Source organism: Streptomyces longhuiensis (assembly GCF_020616555.1).
GTDB lineage: Bacteria > Actinomycetota > Actinomycetes > Streptomycetales > Streptomycetaceae > Streptomyces > Streptomyces longhuiensis.
Map to the genome: position 1 here is coordinate 4,690,420 of NZ_CP085173.1, position 17,782 is coordinate 4,708,201.

A 17,782-nucleotide genomic window follows, 5' to 3' on the forward strand; every position below is an offset into this window, starting at 1 on the left:
GTGTTACTGGATCTGTTTTGGAGATGGCTTCAGATGTGCGGCCCTGAGCTGGGCCGTCAGGACCTGAGCGCCTCCCGGCACGCCGTCGCGAACGCCTGTGCGCGGCCCGTCAGCCGGACTCCGCGCAGCTTCGCCAGGACGACGGGGAGCGCGGGCAGCGGGTCGGCGAGCGGCAGGGCGACGACGCTCGAACCGTCGTACGTGCGGTCGTGCGCGGGCCGCTGGTTGAGCAGCGACCAGCCGTATCCGGCGGCGACCAGGGCGCGCACGGTCTCGTAGCTCCTCGTGCGGTGGCTGACGCGCGGCTCGACGCCGGCCTTGGCGGCGACGGAGCGGAAGTAGTCGCGGCTGGCGGGCAGGTCGAGCAGGATCATCGGCTCGTCCGCGAGGTCCGCGAGGCGGGCCCGGCCGCCGCCCGCGAGCCGGTGCCCCTCGGGGACCAGGGCGTAGGGCGGGGCCATCGCGAGGACCTCGCACTCGATGTCGGCGTCGAGATCCATGTCGTAGAGCAGCGCCAGCTCGCAGGCACCCGTGCGCAGGCTCTCCTGCACGGCCGGGATGTCGCCCTCGACCACCTCGACGCGCACGGAGGGCTGGCGCTCGCCGAACTCCCGCAACAGGCGCGGCAGATAGAACGGGGCGAGCGTCTGGAAGCAGCCCACCGCCAGCTCGCCCACGAGGTCGGCGCCCAGGCTCCTGGCGGATTCGGCGAGTTCGTCGGCGTGGGTGAGGAAGCCGCGCAGCTCGTGCAGGAACCGCTCCCCCGCGGCCGTCAGCTCCAGGCCCTTGGCGTGCCGGCGGATCAGGAGCTGCACGCCGAGCTCGCGCTCCAGGTGGTGCACGGCGGTGGAGACCGCGGACTGCGAGACGTTGATGCGGTGCGCCGCGGCGGTCATGCTGCCGAGCTCGGCGGCGGCGAGGAAGTACCTCAGCTGCACGAGGGTGAAGTTCGCGTCCTTGGCCATGGCGGGATTGTGCCCCGGGCGCCCGCGAGCTGTCTGCATCTTGAAAACAGATGTAACTCCCGGGAAATCGATGTTTGACCGGGGATTGTGAGGGTGGCGAGACTCCCCAACCAACCCGCATGCCCGAACACCCCCGCCCGCCCCCTCGTTTTCCGGACAGGGAGTCCGTATGCCCGCCACACCCGAGGCGGCCCCGGCCGTCGAGCAGCACACCATCGACCACGTCCCCGAGAACGAGCGCCACGGCCGCGTCCGCGACCTGTTCACCATGTGGTTCGGCACGAACATCGCGCCGCTGCCGCTGGTCACCGGCGCCATGGGCGTCCAGGTCTTCCACCAGTCGTTCTGGTCGAGCGTCGCGGCGATCCTGGTGGGCCAGCTCGTCGGCGCCGTCTTCATGGCGCTGCACTCGGCGCAGGGCCCGCAGCTCGGCGTCCCGCAGATGATCCAGAGCCGGGCGCAGTTCGGCAGCGTGGGCGCGCTGCTCATCGTGGTCGTGGCGGCCGCGATGTACATAGGCTTCTTCGCCTCGAACATCATCCTGGCGGGCAAGTCGCTGCACGGCCTCGCGCCCGCCGTGCCGGTCGACGCGGGCATCGTGCTGGGGGCGCTCGGCTCCGCACTGATCTGCTGGGTCGGCTACCGCCTCATCCACACCCTCAACAAGATCGCGACATGGGTGCTCGGCGTGGGCATCCTGGTCGGCCTCGCCGTCGTGGTCGCGCGCGGCCTGCCCGACGGCTTCTTCTCCGCGGGCTCCTTCACCTTCGCGGGGTGGCTCGCGACGGTGTCCCTGAGCGCCCTGTGGCAACTGGCCTTCGCCCCCTACGTCTCCGACTACTCGCGCTACCTGCCGCGCACCGTCCGTACGGCGTCGACCTTCTGGGCCACGTACTGGGGTTCGTGTCTCGGCTCGACGCTGCCGTTCCTCGCGGGCACGGTGATCGGCCTCGCGTCGCCCGGCACGGACGACACGGTGGCGGGCTTCGACAGCGCGGCGGGCGGTTTCGGCCCGGTCGTGCTGCTCCTCTTCCTCTTCTCGGTCGTCAACCACAACGCGCTCAACCTCTACGGCGCGGTGCTGTCCCTGATCACCATCTGCCAGACGTTCCGCCCCGCGTGGACGCCGCGCCAGAGGGCCCGCGGCGTCGTCTCGGCGGTGGTCCTCGTGGGCGCGCTGCTCATCGCGACGGCGCTGTCCAGCGACTTCGTCTCCAGCTTCGTGAACCTCGTCCTGGTCCTGCTCGTCGTTCTCGTCCCCTGGACGGCGATCAACCTCATCGACTTCTACCTCGTCCACCGCGGCCGCTACGCGCTCGGCGACCTCTTCGCGCCCGACGGCGGGCGCTACGGCCGCTTCAACCCGGTGGCCCTGACCTCGTACGCGATCGGCATCGCGGTCCAACTCCCCTTCGTCGCCACGTCGCTGTACACGGGCCCGCTGGTCGCCCCACTCGGCGGCGCGGACCTGTCATGGCTCGTGGGCCTGCTGGTGACGGCCCCCGTGTACTACGTGTGGGCGCGCCGGGCGGCACTGCAGGGCGGGACCGCGGTGACGGAGACCGAGACGACAGCGACGGAGGCCGCTTCTGCGACCGTGTGAAGCCGGATGGACCCCGGCTGACGACGGGGCCCATCCGCTCGTCCGGGGCCATACCGTCGCGCAACCGCCGCGGTCCCGGACAGTGTCTGAGAGCCTGACGGCCGGAAATCTGGCGACAGGTCTCGCGGGAAGGCGGGTTCATCGATGGTCTGGCCAGGGAGTTCGACATGCGAGGCAGCGGTTCTGTGCAGCACTACGACCTGGGGTCGGGCCCCGCGAAGCTTCCTGACCCGGCCGATCCCGGACGGGACGGAACCCGAACTGACATCGGACGCAACGGGGATGCGCGGTGAAGGTACGGCCCTCCTCGATGCCTCCCGGGCGAGGCACCTCCGCCGGTGCGTTGGGCCTCGTCGCCCTCGCCCTGATCACGGCATGTTCGGGGGGCGGTACCGGCGCCGGGCGTGATGCCGGTGCGGACACTCGTCGGCACGTGCCCGCCTGGAAGTCGGGCGTGACCCCCGCCGAGGTCGGCGAGCTGATGCACGTATCGATTCCTGACGAGGCCACCGATCGGCGGGCTGCCTACCAGAACGGTTTCCAGGACGACGGTCTTCTGCTGGCCTTCACGGTGCCGACCGCGCGTGTGGGCGCGTTCTTGACGGGGCTCGCCCCCGAGCAGCCGCTCACCCACCGCGCCGAGGCCCTGACTCGGTCGGTGAAGCCCATGACGCCGTTCGCGCGCCTCGGGCTGAAGGAGCCGGAGACACTTGCGGACGTGCGCGGAGGACCGGTGTGCGCGCCCTGTGCGGGCGAGTTGAACTCCCTCGAGGTGGCCGTGCATCCGGTCGATGCGCGGAGCAGCCGGGTCTATCTGCGGGGGGTCGACTGACCTGACGGGGTCGACCGGCCGGTGGACACCGGAGGGTGGACCTCAGGTGACGGACGCCGAGTGGTGGCGGTGAACGGGGCTGTCGGAGAGGCGGTGAGCGCGCCGGTCCCTGTGACTGCAGGGGCTCCGGTGACTGGAGAGGCGGTGCGTGGGGCCCCGCCCTACGATGGTCTGGGTTCTTCCTGTGGGTTCCTCCTCACATGGTTGGAGTCAGCTCATGACGCATGCGACCCGAGGATTGCGCAGGGGGGCTGTGACCGCCGTGGCGGTGGGAACGCTCGCGGTGCCGGTGGCGGGTGGGTCCGCGTTCGCCACGCCGGCCTCCGTCTCCGCCGGCTCCAGCTCCGCCTCCGCCTTCCGCGCCGCCGACCCGCCCTCGCCGTCCGATTCCGCGACGGCGACCCCGGGCCAGGTCCAGAAGCTCACTCCCGCCGTGGAGAAGGAGCTCGACACCGCCGTGCAGAAGGTCATGGCCGAGGCGAACGTTCCGGGTGTGACCGTCGGCGTGTGGACGCCGGACAAGGGCGAGTACGTGAAGTCCTTCGGCGTCGCCGACAAGAGCACCGGCCAGAAGATGTCGCCCGACCTGCACATGCGTATCGGCAGCGAGACCAAGACCTTCACCGTCACGTCGATCCTGCAACTGGTCGACGAGAAGAAGGTCGGCCTCGACGATCCGATCGGGAAGTACATCGACGGCGTCCCCAACGGCGACAAGATCACGATCCGTCAGCTCGCCGAGATGCGCAGCGGACTCTTCAACTACTCGGCGGACGACGACTTCTACAAGGCGCTGACGTCGGACCCGGAGCGGCCGTTCACCCCGCAGCAGCTCCTCGACTACGCGTTCAAGCACCCCGTGCTGTTCGCGCCGGGCAAACAGTTCTACTACTCCAACACCAACCTCATCCTGCTCGGCCTCGTGGTCGAGAAGGAGAGCGGCCAAGCCCTCAACGACTACATCCAGGACCACATCCTCACCCCGGCCGGCATGAAGCAGACGCTGTTCCCGACCGGCAACGAGTTCCCGAAGCCGCGCTCGCAGGGCTACACGAACCAGACCGCGAACGGGAAGATCGAGGACACGGTCGACTGGAACCCGTCCTGGGGCTGGGCGGCGGGCGCGATGATCTCCACGCTGAACGACCTGCGCATCTGGGCACCCACGGTCGCCACGGGCACGTTCCCCAACGGTGACGCGATGATCAGCCCCGCCGCGCAGAAGCAGCGCCTCATCACCCCGAAGACCACGATCCCGGGCGCGGGCTACGGCCTCGGCATCTTCAACGTCCAGGGCTGGATAGGCCACAACGGCTCCCTGCCGGGCTACGAGTCCCTGACGATCTATCTGCCGTCGGCCAAGGCGACGCTCGTGGTGCTCCTGAACACGGACATCAACCACGACAACTCGGAGCCGAGCACCCTCTTCGGCCAGGCGATCACCAAGATCATCTCCCCGGACAACGTCTTCGACCTGCCGGCCCAGCCGGCGGCGAGGTGACACGAACCGGCGCCCCCCGGCCCCCGCCCCCCAGCCCAGCCCAGCCCAGCTCACGATCACGTCTCCCGTCCGCGCCGTCCGCGCCGTCCGCGCAGGTGGGAGGCGTGATCGTGAAAGCTGCTCCGTCATGCCCCGGGTTGCGACCGCCCGTTTTCCGGGCCTGATCAGACGGACGGTCCCCGTGCCCGTTCCCGCTCCCGTCGCCGCCGTCGCCGCCGTCGCCCTAGTCCTCGTCCCGCAGCCGCCGCCAGATGCGGGTGCGGTGCAGTACGTAGAAGGCCACGAACAGGACGGCCACCTGAAGTCCCACGGCGAGCAGCCAGAAGACGACCTTGCTCTCCAGTTCGTCGGTCAGGTAGGTGAAGTTCATACCGAAGAATCCGCTGAGGAACGTCAGCGGCAGGAAGATCGTCGACACGATGGCCAGCCGGTTGATCACGCCGTTCTGCTCGCCCGCGGCGAGGGAGGAGTAGCTGGCGAAAGCACGACGGGAGGCGTCCTGGAGGGACTCGATGTCCGTCAGGACCAGCCTCGCCGCGTGCTGGAACTCCTGGGCGAGCCTTTGCCGCTCCGCAGGGAAGTTGGGGTTCAGCATCCGGCGGGTGAAGACCTCGTCCACCACCTGAAGGTAGGGAAGCAGCGAGTGGTGCAGCAGGGCGGAGCGCCGTCGCAGCTTCGACAGGCGGTAGACCTGCTCGGGGCGCCGTTGCTGGAACATGTCGTCCTCGAGTTCCTCCGTCAGCAGCAGGTCCTGCACGGCGGCCCGGCGGAAGGTCGCCAGCGCCTCCTGGAGCAGCAGGAAGAGCACGGCCACGACGTCGGGGGGCCTCTCGTGCCGGAGCTGCGCGGAGATGTTCGACGCCATGCCCGCCCAGCCACGGTGAACGGTGACCAGGAACTGCTCGGTCACCAGCGCGTGGATGTAGGTGATCTGATCGTCGTGGACCACGGGCACGACGAAGCCGGCCTTCTCCCCCAAAAAATCGGCCCGCGCGGGCTCGTCCCTCCTGCCGAACCAGGCCAGGTCCTCAGCCTCCAGGCCGAGCTGACGGGCTACGTCCCCGCCGCCCGCCGACGCGTCCTCCGGCACCTCGACGTCGACGATCAGGAAGCGGGCCGCGGCGAGCCGCTCACGTGCCTCGGACAGGTTCGTACGGGTCACGGTCGCGTCCGGCATCGACACCATCGTTACGATCATGGCCCTCACCGTTGGTTACGACTCCGACGGTCCCAGCGTGCGTGCGGTCCGGTGGCTGCGCACTCGGACACCGTCATGTGCGGCACCGTGCGGACCGGACGGGTGACGAGATCGCTCACAGGAGGGGACGAGAGGGCCTGTCCCCGCGTGGACGAGGGTGAGGCCCCAGGGACGTACCAGGCCATGAAAATGCCTCCCATCCGCGCCGTCTGCGCAGGTGGGAGGCATGATCGTGAAAGCTACTTCTTCTTGCCCTGGTTCTTGACCGCCTCGATCGCCGCCGCGGCGGCGTCCGGGTCGAGGTACGTGCCGCCCGGGTTCAGGGGCTTGAAGTCCGCGTCGAGCTCGTAGGACAGCGGGATGCCCGTCGGGATGTTCAGGCCCGCGATGTCGGCGTCGGAGATGCCGTCGAGGTGCTTGACCAAGGCGCGCAGGCTGTTGCCGTGGGCCGCGACCAGGACCGTCTTGCCGTCCAGGAGGTCCGGGACGATGTCGTCGAACCAGTACGGGAGCATGCGGACGACGACGTCCTTGAGGCACTCCGTCTGCGGGCGCAGCTCCGGCGGGAGGCTCGCGTAGCGCGCGTCGTCGAACTGGGAGTACTCCGCGTCGCGGGCCAGCGGCGGCGGCGGGGTGTCGTACGAGCGGCGCCAGAGCATGAACTGCTCCTCGCCGAACTCGGCCAGCGTCTGCGCCTTGTCCTTGCCCTGGAGCGCACCGTAGTGCCGCTCGTTCAGGCGCCAGGAGCGGTGGACGGGGATCCAGTGACGGTCCGCGGCCTCCAGCGACAGCTGGGCCGTGCGGATCGCGCGCTTCTGGAGCGAGGTGTGGACGACGTCGGGGAGCAGGCCTGCGTCCTTGAGCAGCTCACCGCCGCGGACTGCCTCCTTCTCGCCCTTCTCGTTGAGATTGACGTCCACCCAACCGGTGAACAGGTTCTTCGCGTTCCATTCGCTCTCGCCGTGGCGGAGGAGGATCAGCTTGTACGGTGCGTCGGCCATGGCTCCGAGCCTAATCCACGCCTCCGGCGCCCTGCGCGCCCGGCCACGGGCCGGACGGTACGGTCCCGGGCGGTGCGCGGGCGGGTCCGCCGACGATTGACGGCGACCGTCAATTGAGTGGCTGTGGCCGCCCTCCCCCACGTAAGTTACGGACATGGCCGGCGCCGCTTACAGGCCCATCAGGCCGCACCCACGCCGCACGCGCCCCAGGGGGGATCCGTCCCGATGTCCGTCACCGCACTCAGACGGGCCGCACACGAGAGTGTGTCCGGTCTGCCGCGCCAGTTCTGGTGGCTGTGGACCAGCACCCTGATCAACCGCCTGGGCGGCTTCGTCCTCACGTTCATGGCGCTGTACCTGACCACCGAGCGCCACTTCTCCGCGTCGTACGCGGGTCTGGTCGCCGCGCTCATCGGGCTCGGCGGCATGATCGCGTCGCTGCTCGGCGGGGTGCTCGCGGACCGGATCGGGCGGCGCCCCACGCTCCTCGGCGCGCAGCTCGCGACCGCCGCGACCGTCGCCGTCCTCGCCTTCGTGCGCGACCCCGCCGGGATCGCGGTGACCGGCTTCCTGCTCGGTGTCGCCTCGAACGCCTCGCGTCCCGCCGTGCAGGCGATGATGGCCGACCTCGTCGCGCCGAAGGACCGCGTGCGGGCCTTCTCCCTCAACTACTGGGCCATCAACCTCGGCTTCGCCGTCTCCTCCGTCTACGCCGGATTCCTCGTCGCCGCCAGCTACACCGCCGGCTTCCTCCTGGAGGCCGCGATGACGCTGGCCTGCGCGGTCCTGGTGTTCGTGAAGGTGCCCGAGTCGCGGCCCGAGCGCGCCGAGCCGAAGCCCGACGCGGCGCCCGTCGCCGACGTGACCATGCTGACCGTCCTGCGCGACGGCCGGTACATGCTGATGGTGGGGCTGTCGTTCCTCATCTCCGTCGTCTTCACGCAGTCCTCGTCCGGGCTGCCCATCGTCATGGGGCAGGCGGGGCTGAGCAGTTCGGACGTCGGGCTCGTCGCCGCCGTGAACGGCATCGTCATCGTGGCGCTGCAGATCCCGCTGACCCGTTTCATCGAGAAGCGCGACGCGGGCCGGCTCCTGACAGTCTCCTCACTCCTCATCGGCTACGGCTTCGCGCTCACCGCGTTCGCCGGTTCGATGGCCGCGTACGCCCTGATCGTCGTCGTGTGGACGCTCGGCGAGATGGTCAACGCGCCCACGCAGTCCGGCCTGGTGGCGCGGCTCGCCCCGACCCACGGGCGCGGCCGCTACCAGGGCATGTACTCCATGTCGTGGTCGGTGGCGGCGCTGGTCGCGCCGCTCGCGTCGGGCGTGACGATCGACCGGTTCGGCGCGGGGTGGCTGTGGGCGGGCTGCGCGGTGATCGGGACCGTCGCGGCGGCCGGGTACTGGATCCTGATGCGAGGGCTGCCCGCGGAGGAGCACCCCGTCACGCCCGTCCCCGGCCCCGAGAAGACCGGGGCCGAGAAGACCGGGGCCGAGCCCGAACTCACCGCCTGACGCTCACCGGCTGAGCTCACCGCCTGACGTTCACCACCTGACGTTCACCGGCTGAGCTCACCGCCTGACGCTCACCGCCTGACCGACGACCGCTGCGCGTCGTACAGGTTCCGCGGCCGGACCGTGTCCGACACCCCGTCGCCGTACAGCTCAAGCCGCGCATGCAGGTCCCCGGTGAAGTCCGGTACGTCGGTCTGGTCGAACTCGCGGACCGTGTTGACGGCGACGGTCGCGCTGTACGGCGCGAGTCCGTCGAGGCGCATCAGGCCGGCGCGCTGGTTCGTGACGCGGATGTTCCAGTGGGTGAAGCGCGCCCCGAAGAGGGGGCCCGCCGACGCGTCGCCGCCGTGGCGGCCGTTGTTGTTCACGGTGATGTCGGTGCGCACGTTCGCGAAGGGCATGCCGCGGTGCGAGTCGAACGTGCCCATCTCCATCTCGCCGCGCGACCACACGTTGTACGACGACAGGCCCTCGACGTTGATGCCGTGCAGCTGCGTGCCCGCGGGGGCGGGGACGGTGCGCTGCTCGATCGTGAACGACTCGACGAGGTTGTCGTGGGAACCCTCGCGGCAGAAGTACGGGTGGTGCGAGCCGCGGCCCGCGACACGCGTGCGGCGCAGGGTGCACGCGGACGCGGCGACCAGGCCGAAGCCGTTGTCGACGTGGCGCACGGTGACGTCGTCGGCCCAGCAGTCGTACGCGCACTGGAACGCGACGCCGTTGTAGCCCTTGTCGAGGAGGTGCTGCGACTGCGGGGTCTCGACGGCTTCGAGGGTCAGCGCCTCGACGCCCGAGCCGGTCAGGGCGCCGACGTGCGTGGTCAGCCGGGGGTCCCACTCGGGGCGTATGTCGAGGGGGAGCGGGCGTTCGAAGGTGACGCGGCGGCCGTGCACGGATGCGATCCGTACGGGCCATTCGTAGGGGACGTACGAGGTCAGCTTGGTCTTGTCGTCCCAGAAGTACGCCTCGGGGCCCGGGCCGCCACCCGCCATGTGTTCGAGGAGGGTGTGGCCGGGGTCGTCGGCGAGGCGCAGGAGAACCAGGTCGCCGCGGGAGAGGCGGGACGCGTCCGCGACCGTCACCGACCAGGAGCCGCGGGTGGCGGGCCCGACCGACGTCAGCGTGTCCCACTCGTCGCGCTTGTTGCCCGTCCAGCCCTCGAAGGGCCAGGCCTTCGCCCTGATCGCGTCGGTGAGGGTGCGGAAGCGGTCCTCGGGGCAGAGCCAGATCAGGCCGCCCGCCCAGGACCAGCTGGACTTGTCGCCGCCGTAGCGGGAGCCGTAGACGCCGATGAGTTCGGTGAGGCTGCGGGTCGCGTACAGCTTGGTGCGGGTGCTGCCCGCGCCGCGCAGGACGACGCCGGAGTGGCCGATGCGGATGAGGTCGTCGATGCGGTACGTGCCCGGGGGCAGGTGGACCGTGCCCCCGCCGGCCCGTCCGGCGTCGGCGAGGGCACGGTTGATCGCGGGGGCGGCGTCGGCCGAGCCGTCGGGGCGCGCGCCGTAGTCGCGGACGACGTCGGCGACGACGCGGGGGCGGGCGAAGCCCTGGCGGCCCGCGCGGTATCCGGCCCGTCCGACGTACGGGATCTGCGGGTGCGTGTAGGGGGTTCGGGTGAACTCGCGCCAGATGGGCGGGACTTCACCGGACTGTGCCGTGGCGGCCCGCGCGCCGGTTCCCGTCACCGTCACGGCCGCCACCGCTATCGCGCTGCCCAACAACCCGCGTCTGCTGAGGTTCTCCACCGCCGCCACCCTCCACACGATTCAGGTCGAAGACATCCAAGACGTTCAAAGATGTGAACGTCGTTCATGTCCGCGTCGGCCGCGAGCATGCCACGGCGACCCCTGCGACGGAAGGGGGCGCGCAACGGTCAACCGGCAGGAGAGAGGCGCTACTTGGCGGGGCGCTGGGTCAGGTTCGTGAACGCGTCGAGATTGCGGGTGGACTCCCCGCGCGACACCCGCCAGTCGTACTCGCGACGGATCGCGCTCGCGAAACCGAGCTCCAGGAGCGTGTTGAACGCGCCGTCCGCGGCCTCCAGGACCGAGCCGAGGAGGCGGTCGACCTCGTCCGGGGTGACGGCCGCGAGGGGCAACTTGCCGGTGAGGTAGACGTCGCCGAGCTGGTCGACCGCGTAACTCACGCCGTACAGACGGAGGTTGCGCTCCAGGAGCCAGCGGTGGACGCCCTGTTCGTTCTCGTCCGGGTGCCGGATCACGAACGCGTTCAGCGAGAGCGAGTGCTTGCCGACGAGCAGCGAGAGCGTCGTCGACAGCTTGCGCGTCCCGGGCAGCTTCACGACGTACGACGAGCCGGGCTCCGGGCTCTCCCACTCGAGCTCGGCCTCGGTGAGGACCTGCTCGATGACCGCCGCCGCGCCGGCCATGGTGCTGTCAGCCATGCAGCGAGGGTACGTGACGGGGGTGGCGGTGCTCGTAGGTGGCCGCCGTGTACACATCGGCCGTCGCGGAGGCCGCGGTGTCCCAGCCGAAGCCCTGCGCGTGCGCCGCGGCGGCGGCGCCCATGCTGTCCACAAGCTGTGGACGGTCGGCGAAATCGCCCAGCCGGCGCGCGTACGCCGCCGGGTCGTGGCCCGGGACCAGGAAGCCGGTCGTCTCGTCGCGCACGGCGACGGGCAGACCGCCGACCGCGGCCGCGATCACCGGCGTACCGGCCGCCTGCGCCTCTATGGCGACGAGCCCGAAGGACTCGTTGTACGACGGCATGACGAGGACGGAGGCCGCGCGGAACCAGTCCGCGAGCTGGTCCTGCCCGACCGGCGGGCGGAAGCGGACGACGTCCGCGATGCCGAGCTTGGCGGCGAGCTTCTGCAGCCCCTCCGGCTTGGCCAGACCGCTGCCGCTGGGCCCGCCCACCACGGGCACGACCATCCGCGAGCGCAGCTCGGGCCGCTCGTCGAGGAGGACGGCGACGGCCCTGAGCAGGATGTCCGGCGCCTTGAGGGGCTGGATACGGCCCGCGAAGAGCGGGATGAGGGCGTCCTGGGGCAGGCCGAGGCGGTGCCGGGCGGCGGCGCGGCCGTCGCCGGGACGGAAGCGGTCCAGGTTCACGCCGGGGTGGACGACGGCGACCTTGGCGGCCTCCGCCTCGTAGTGGCGTACGAGCTCGTCGGCCTCCTCCGCGGTGTTCGCGATGAGGCGGTCGGCGGCGCGGACGACCTGGGTCTCGCCGATGACACGCGCGGCGGGCTCGGGGGTGTCGCCCTCGGCGAGCGCGGCGTTCTTGACCTTGGCCATGGTGTGCATGGCGTGCACGAGCGGGACGCCCCAGCGCTCGGCGGCCAGCCAGCCGACGTGGCCGGAGAGCCAGTAGTGCGAGTGGACGAGGTCGTAGTAGCCCGGCCGGTGGCCCGCCCACGCCTGCATCACGCCGTGCGTGAAGGCGCACAGCTGGGCCGGCAGCTCCTCCTTGGCGAGACCCTCGTACGGGCCCGCGTCCACGTGCCGGACCAGGACGCCGGGCGCCAGCTCGACGGAGGGGGGCAGCGCGCCGGTCGTGGCGCGCGTGAAGATCTCGACCTCGATGTTGATCGCGGCGAGGCGCTTGGCGAGCTCGACGATGTAGACGTTCATGCCGCCCGCGTCGCCCGTGCCGGGCTGGTGAAGCGGTGACGTGTGCACGCTCAGCATGGCCACGCGACGCGGTCTGCGGTGCGCGCCGGGGAACCTGAGCCGCGGGGACGAGGCCCCGGAACGGCGGAGCCTGGACACGTGCTGGCTCACGTGGCGGTCCTCCTTGCTGCGGGCACGACTCGTCGGGGGCGCGGAACCGCGGGCACCCAGCCCGGGCACGAACCCTCCTTCAGCCCCTCCAACACCGGAGGTCTCCGCTCCATTTCCGTTTTGCCGAATCATTACCATCGGGGGCTCAACCCTGGGGCGCCCGGGGCGGGCGCATACCCTCGTACCCATGAGCCCGCGCCCCCCTTCCCGCCCCGTGGGAACGGTCACACGCGGGACCACCAACCCCAATCGCCTGCGCCGCATGGACCGCTGGATCGCGGCCACGCACGGCGCCGCCCTGCGCCGTGCCGACCACCCCGTCGCCGTGGACCTGGGCTACGGAGCCGCGCCCTGGACCGCGGTCGAGCTGCTGCACCGCCTGCGCACCGTGGCACCCCGCGCGCGCGTGGTGGGTATCGAGATCGAGCCGGCCCGGGTCGCCGCCGCCCTCCCCTATGAACGGGACGGCCTCACCTTCCGCCACGGCGGCTTCGAGGTGCCTCTCCCCCACGACCCGCTCCTGATCAGGGCCGCGAACGTGCTGCGCCAGTACGACGAGGACCAGGTCGCCGACGTCTGGCGGCGGCTGACCGCCCGGCTCGCGCCCGGCGGGCTCCTGGTCGAGGGGACCTGCGACGAGATCGGCCGCCGCCACGTGTGGGTGGCGCTCGGGCCCGAGGGCCCCCGCACGGTCACCTTCGCGACCCGCCTCGGCTCCCTCGACCGCCCCTCCGACCTCGCCGAGCGCCTGCCCAAGGCGCTGATCCACCGCAACGTGCCGGGCGAGCCGGTCCACGCGTTCCTGCGCGACTTCGACCGCGCCTGGGCCGCGGCCGCCCCCTACGCCTCGTACGGGGCGCGGCAGCGGTGGATCAGGACGGCGCGGGCGCTGAGCGCGGACTGGCCGGTGGTCGACCGGCCCGCGCGCTGGCGGCAGGGAGAAGTGACGGTCGCCTGGGGGGCGTTGGCTCCTCGAGGCTGACGAAGGCGCGTCCGGAGCCCGAGGGAACGATCTCCGGGGGTCGTACGTCAGACGGTGCGGGGCAGGGACGTGCGGGACCGATGGGGCGGGCCGGGAGCGGATAGGGAGTTGTTGCCCGGCTCTGTCACATTCGGCGCCGGCGTGGCACCATCCCCAGGGCATCCGTAAGTTACTGACGGTAAATCAGTTTTGGTGGGTCTTCACGGCTTGGGGGCGGAGCGCGATGAGCAGGCGGAGCACGACAGTCATGGCGGCCGTGGCGCTGGTCAGCGCGTTGACCGTACTGACGGCGCCCGGCGCCGCGTACGCGAGTCCCGCGCGACCCGCGCCGCCGTCAACGTCCGACAAGAGCAGGGACCTTGAGCAGGTCCGCGCCGAACTGGACGGGCTCTACCACGACGCGGCCGTCGCCACGGAGGCGTACAACGCGGCCGAGGAGAAGGCCGAGAAGCAGTCGGGACAGATCGTCCAGCTGGCCAAGGACATCGTCGCCGGCCAGAAGAAGCTGGACCGGCTGAAGTCCCGCGCGGGCGCCGCGGCCCGTCAGCAGTACCGCGACGGCGGGATGCCGCCGGAGGCGCAGCTGATGCTCTCGGACGACCCGTCGCGGTTCCTGGACGGCGCGGACCGGATGCGGCAGGGGCAGCACGCCACCAAGGGGCTCCTGGGCGAGATGGCCCGCACGCAGGAGGACCTGCAGACGTACGCCCAGGACGCCACGCGGAACTGGAAGAAGCTCGAGGCCGGCCGCAAGGAGAAGGCCCGGGCGCAGAAGAAGATCAAGAGCAAGATCGCGGCCGCCGAGAAGCTCGAGTCGCAGCTCGAGAAGGAGGAGCGGGAGCGGCTGAAGAAGCTGGAGCAGCAGGCCGAGTACAAGCGACAGACGGCCTGGCTCAGCTCGGGGGTACTGAAGGACATCAAGGGCAGCGCGTCGGCGCGGGGCAAGAAGGCGGTCGCGTTCGCCACGGGCCAGCTGGGCAAGCCGTACGTGTGGGGCGCCGAGGGTCCCGGCTCCTACGACTGCTCGGGGCTGACCTCGCAGGCGTGGTCGGCGGCCGGACGGCCGATCCCGCGGACCTCGCAGGAGCAGTGGAAGCAGCTCAAGCACATCGCCGTCAAGGACATGCGCCCGGGCGACCTGATCATCTACCACGACGACGCCAGCCACGTCGGTATGTACATAGGGGACGGCGCCATCGTGCACGCGCCGCGCCCCGGGCGGAACGTCACGATCGCGGGCGCGGGCTCCATGGCGATCCTCGGGGTCGTCCGCCCCGACGCGTAAAGGACTGCGGGGGGGCGTCGTCGTGAGCTGGGCCACGTGACCCACCGCACTCCCCCGCCTCCGGTTGCGGTGAACCGACGTGACCTTCGTCATCCCCGAAACCGCCGACGGGCCCTCTGGCGTGCCCAATTCCGTTAGTTGATGCGGCATATGACAGTGGCGGTTTGCCTCTCACCATTCCGTTGCGACGCCGCCTACCGCTAAGGTCCACCGTCGGTGGTGCGACGATCCTTCGCTCCACCACGCCCTCGGGGGGAGGGAAGGAACCGATCGATGCCCGTACCCGTACCGCGGCAGAGAGCTATCCCGGCCGTGGAAGGTGGTCAGGCTCCGGCAGTGCCGACGCCGTCCGTCACGCTGCCCCGGCAGCCCACGGCCTCCGGCGCCCAGAGCGGCGGAGGTGGCCCTCTGACGCTCCTCGTCATCGAGGACGACCCCACCGCCTCCCTCGGCGTGCCCGAACTGACCGACTCGGCGGGCAAGCCGATCCGCGTCCGTACCGCCCGCAACCTCACCGAGGCCGAGCGGCTCCTCACCGATGACGTCCACTGCATCCTGCTCGACCTCGCCCTGCCCGCGCCCGGCGCGGCCACGGACGCCGACGAGCTGGAGACGCTCCGGCACGTCCTGCGCCTCGCGCCGCGCCACGCCGTCCTCGCCCTCACCGCGTCCGGCGACGCGGAGCGCGGCGCCGAGGCCGTACGCGTCGGCGCCCAGGACTATCTGTTCCGCGACGAGCTGGACGGCCGTCTGCTGGGCCGTGCGGTGCGCTACGCCGTCGAGCGCAGGCGCGCCGACGTGGCCCAGCGCAAGCTCGCCGAGTCCCGGCTGCGCGCCCAGGAGAACGCCCGCCTGGAGCGCGGCCTCCTCCCGACGCCGCTGCTGGACGGCTCCCCGCTGCGTTTCGCGGCCCGCTACCGCCCGGGCCGCTCCCGCGCGCTGCTCGGCGGCGACTTCTACGACGCCGTCCGCACGCCCGACGGCACGGTGCACGCCATGATCGGCGACGTCTGCGGTCACGGCCCCGACGAGGCGGCGCTCGGTGTCGAACTGCGCATCGCCTGGAGGGCGTTGACGTTCGCCGGCCTGTGCGGCGACGAGCTGCTCTCCACGCTCCAGCAGGTCCTCGAGCACGAGCGGGCGGACGACGAGATCTTCGCGACGCTGTGCACGGTCGACATCTCCCCCGACGGCCGCCGCGCGGGCCTGTGCCTGGCGGGCCACCCGTCGCCGCTGATAGCGCGCCCGGGACGGCGCGCCGAGCTGCTCCCGTACGAGGACAACGGCCCGGCGCTCGGTCTGCTGCCGCGCGCCCGCTGGCCGCGCCGTCAGGTCGAGCTCGGCCCGACGTGGAGCCTGATGCTCTACACGGACGGCCTGATCGAGGGACGGGTCGGCGAGGGCAAGCAGCGCCTGGGCCAGGAGGGCATGGTGAAGATGGTGCGCCGCAAGCTCGTGGAGGGGCTGCGCGGCGAGGAACTCATCGACGCGACGGTGAACGAGGCCCGCGACCTCAACGGCGGCGACCTCACGGACGACGTGGCCGTCGTCCTCCTGGACCGGGGGAACTAGCCCCTGATCCGGGGGGGGGCGACCGAGCCCCCGGGGAGCCGGAGGGCTCAGCGCCCGCCGTTGTACGGCCCGTACGGACCGTCACTGCTGGAGCCGCCGCCACGGCGACCCCGGCCGCCGCCCGACACCTGCTGGAGCGCGGGCCGCACGTCCACGAAGAAGACGATCGTCGCGACGAGCCCCGCGAGCTGGAGGAACAGCATCGGGACGAGCAGATTCACCGCCACCGCGATGCCGAGGATGATCAGCCAGAACATCTTGTTCTGCTTGTCCGCCGCGCGGAACGCGTCCTCGCGCGAGAACGCGGCCATCACGAGAGCAACCACCGCGAGCACGAGCATGGCGGTGTAGAGCAGCCACATCAAGCCGCCGAAAGCCGACATCAGCACAACGCCCACCACCCGAGTCAGATCAGTCCTACGCGGTCACCGTACCCGGTGAACGGGCCGGACACTCGGTAAGTGCCCGGCCCGCCCTTCGGTACGCTCCGTACCGCTTTGTTCACCCCGCCGTGCCGCTACTTGCCGGAGGGCGCGGTCTTCTTCGCGGTCGTCGTCTTCTTGGCCGGGGCCTTCTTCACGGCCACCGGCTTCTTGGCGGACGCGTCGGCCGGACCGGGCTTCGCGGTGGTCCGCTCGTCGGCCACGGCGACGGGCTCCGTGTCGGGCTCGACGGCCTCGGCGACCTCGAGGATCTCGTCGGCCGCCTCACCGCGCCAGGCCCGCACGGTCTCCTCGCCGTGCTCGGCGACCTTCTCGTAGGTCTCGCGGGCCTTGACGGCGTACTCGGCGGCGACGCCGACACCGCGCAGCGCGAGGTCCTGGGCGGACTCGCCGATCTTCTTCAGGTCGGTGTCGAGCGTGCCGAGCACCTCGGTGACCTTGGCCTGGATGGCCGCCTGGGCCTCCTTGGCGCGGCCGGCCGCCTTCTCCTGGACGTCCTTCGGGTCGGTGTTGCGCACGGCCTCGAACCGGGCCGGGGCCTCGGCGCGCAGCTGCTCCACGATGCCGGGCACCTTCTTCGCCTGCTGATAGGCGAGCTCGGCCGTGCCGGCGGCGAAGTAGAGGGGGGTCGGGTTGCTGAGGGTCTTACGCAGGTCGTCGGTGATGGCCATGGCGTGGTCCTCCCGGATCACATCGGCTTCAGCTTGAGGGTTCGGCACCGCTGCTCCCGGCCGTGCGGGGGCCGTCGGCGGGGTGTTCCTGACTGTCGTGCTGTACCTCGGTCCCGTTCTCTTTCCTGAAGGACTCGTAGATCTGCAACAGCACTTGCTTCTGGCGCTCGTTGAGCGAGGGGTCGGCGAGGATGACGGCGCGCGTCTCCACCTCTTCCCGATCCCGCTCCGCATCGAGGATCCCGGCCCGCACGTACAGCGTCTCCGCGGAGATCCGCAGGGCCTTGGCCACCTGCTGGAGGACCTCCGCGCTCGGCTTGCGAAGACCGCGCTCGATCTGGCTCAGATACGGATTGGACACCCCGGCGGCATCGGCGAGCTGCCTGAGCGAGAGCTGCGCACTGCGGCGCTGCTCGCGCAGGTACTCACCGAGATTGCCGACGTTGAGCGATGCCATGCTCCGATAGT

The 17,782-nt window shown here is 71.0% G+C and carries 16 protein-coding genes; 7 read left to right on the forward strand and 9 right to left on the reverse strand.

Annotation, left to right across the window (positions count from 1 at the left end; all coding sequences use genetic code 11):
* Positions 1–56: 56 nt before the first annotated feature.
* Positions 57–965 (reverse strand): LysR family transcriptional regulator, encoded by a 909-nt coding sequence (locus LGI35_RS21720; RefSeq protein WP_116512306.1) that lies wholly within the window; start codon positions 963–965, stop codon positions 57–59.
* Positions 966–1,134: 169 nt separating this feature from the next.
* Here LGI35_RS21720 and LGI35_RS21725 point away from each other — a divergent pair, with 169 nt between their 5' ends.
* The 3 genes from LGI35_RS21725 (at position 1,135) to LGI35_RS21735 (ending at position 4,901) form a co-directional block, all read left to right on the forward strand.
* Positions 1,135–2,568, forward strand: a complete 1,434-nt coding sequence (locus LGI35_RS21725) for a purine-cytosine permease family protein (RefSeq protein WP_227295613.1) — start codon at positions 1,135–1,137, stop codon at positions 2,566–2,568.
* Between the two features lie 454 nt (positions 2,569–3,022).
* Positions 3,023–3,400: a hypothetical protein gene (locus LGI35_RS21730; RefSeq protein ID WP_227295615.1), complete on the forward strand. Its 378-nt coding sequence runs from the start codon at positions 3,023–3,025 to the stop codon at positions 3,398–3,400.
* Between the two features lie 217 nt (positions 3,401–3,617).
* Positions 3,618–4,901 (forward strand): serine hydrolase domain-containing protein, encoded by a 1,284-nt coding sequence (locus LGI35_RS21735; RefSeq protein WP_227295617.1) that lies wholly within the window; start codon positions 3,618–3,620, stop codon positions 4,899–4,901.
* Positions 4,902–5,124: 223 nt separating this feature from the next.
* Here LGI35_RS21735 and LGI35_RS21740 read toward each other — a convergent pair whose 3' ends face one another.
* A complete protein-coding gene (locus LGI35_RS21740; protein ID WP_227295619.1) occupies positions 5,125–6,099 on the reverse strand; it encodes a magnesium transporter CorA family protein in 975 nt (324 codons plus the stop codon).
* Positions 6,100–6,338: 239 nt separating this feature from the next.
* Positions 6,339–7,100, reverse strand: coding sequence for a phosphoglyceromutase (locus tag LGI35_RS21745; protein WP_116512303.1), 762 nt, complete (start codon positions 7,098–7,100; stop codon positions 6,339–6,341).
* Positions 7,101–7,325: 225 nt separating this feature from the next.
* On the opposite strand from LGI35_RS21745, the gene LGI35_RS21750 reads away from it, so the two are divergent.
* A complete protein-coding gene (locus LGI35_RS21750; protein ID WP_227295621.1) occupies positions 7,326–8,615 on the forward strand; it encodes an MDR family MFS transporter in 1,290 nt (429 codons plus the stop codon).
* A gap of 71 nt (positions 8,616–8,686) precedes the next feature.
* Here the strand turns inward: LGI35_RS21750 and LGI35_RS21755 are convergent, their stop codons facing one another.
* From LGI35_RS21755 to mshA, 3 genes are all read right to left on the reverse strand, one after another.
* Positions 8,687–10,360, reverse strand: a complete 1,674-nt coding sequence (locus LGI35_RS21755; RefSeq protein ID WP_227295622.1) for a glycoside hydrolase family 55 protein — start codon at positions 10,358–10,360, stop codon at positions 8,687–8,689.
* 149 nt (positions 10,361–10,509) lie between these two features.
* Entirely contained in the window at positions 10,510–11,004 is a 495-nt protein-coding gene (locus tag LGI35_RS21760) for a type III secretion system chaperone family protein (protein WP_376222768.1), read from the reverse strand.
* Between the two features lie 7 nt (positions 11,005–11,011).
* Positions 11,012–12,361 (reverse strand): D-inositol-3-phosphate glycosyltransferase, encoded by a 1,350-nt coding sequence (gene mshA / locus LGI35_RS21765; RefSeq protein WP_227295625.1) that lies wholly within the window; start codon positions 12,359–12,361, stop codon positions 11,012–11,014.
* A gap of 187 nt (positions 12,362–12,548) precedes the next feature.
* Between mshA and LGI35_RS21770 the strand changes: the two genes are divergently transcribed.
* From LGI35_RS21770 to LGI35_RS21780, 3 genes are all read left to right on the forward strand, one after another.
* Positions 12,549–13,343 carry a class I SAM-dependent methyltransferase gene (locus LGI35_RS21770; RefSeq protein ID WP_227295626.1) on the forward strand — a complete coding sequence of 265 codons (795 nt, stop codon included), beginning with the start codon at positions 12,549–12,551 and terminating at the stop codon, positions 13,341–13,343.
* A gap of 223 nt (positions 13,344–13,566) precedes the next feature.
* Positions 13,567–14,628, forward strand: coding sequence for a C40 family peptidase (locus LGI35_RS21775; protein ID WP_227295627.1), 1,062 nt, complete (start codon positions 13,567–13,569; stop codon positions 14,626–14,628).
* Positions 14,629–14,901: 273 nt separating this feature from the next.
* The gene (locus LGI35_RS21780; RefSeq protein ID WP_227295628.1) at positions 14,902–16,200 is read left to right on the forward strand and encodes a PP2C family protein-serine/threonine phosphatase; all 1,299 of its coding nucleotides are present in this window, start codon (positions 14,902–14,904) and stop codon (positions 16,198–16,200) included.
* Between the two features lie 47 nt (positions 16,201–16,247).
* On the opposite strand, the gene LGI35_RS21785 is transcribed toward LGI35_RS21780, so the two are convergent.
* From LGI35_RS21785 to LGI35_RS21795, 3 genes are all read right to left on the reverse strand, one after another.
* A complete protein-coding gene (locus LGI35_RS21785; RefSeq protein WP_116512297.1) occupies positions 16,248–16,589 on the reverse strand; it encodes a DUF2516 family protein in 342 nt (113 codons plus the stop codon).
* A 128-nt stretch (positions 16,590–16,717) separates the two neighbouring features.
* Positions 16,718–17,314 carry a hypothetical protein gene (locus tag LGI35_RS21790; RefSeq protein WP_227295629.1) on the reverse strand — a complete coding sequence of 199 codons (597 nt, stop codon included), beginning with the start codon at positions 17,312–17,314 and terminating at the stop codon, positions 16,718–16,720.
* Between the two features lie 28 nt (positions 17,315–17,342).
* On the reverse strand, positions 17,343–17,771 hold the full coding sequence (locus LGI35_RS21795) for a helix-turn-helix domain-containing protein (protein WP_227295630.1): 429 nt from the start codon (positions 17,769–17,771) through the stop codon (positions 17,343–17,345).
* Positions 17,772–17,782 lie beyond the last annotated feature (11 nt).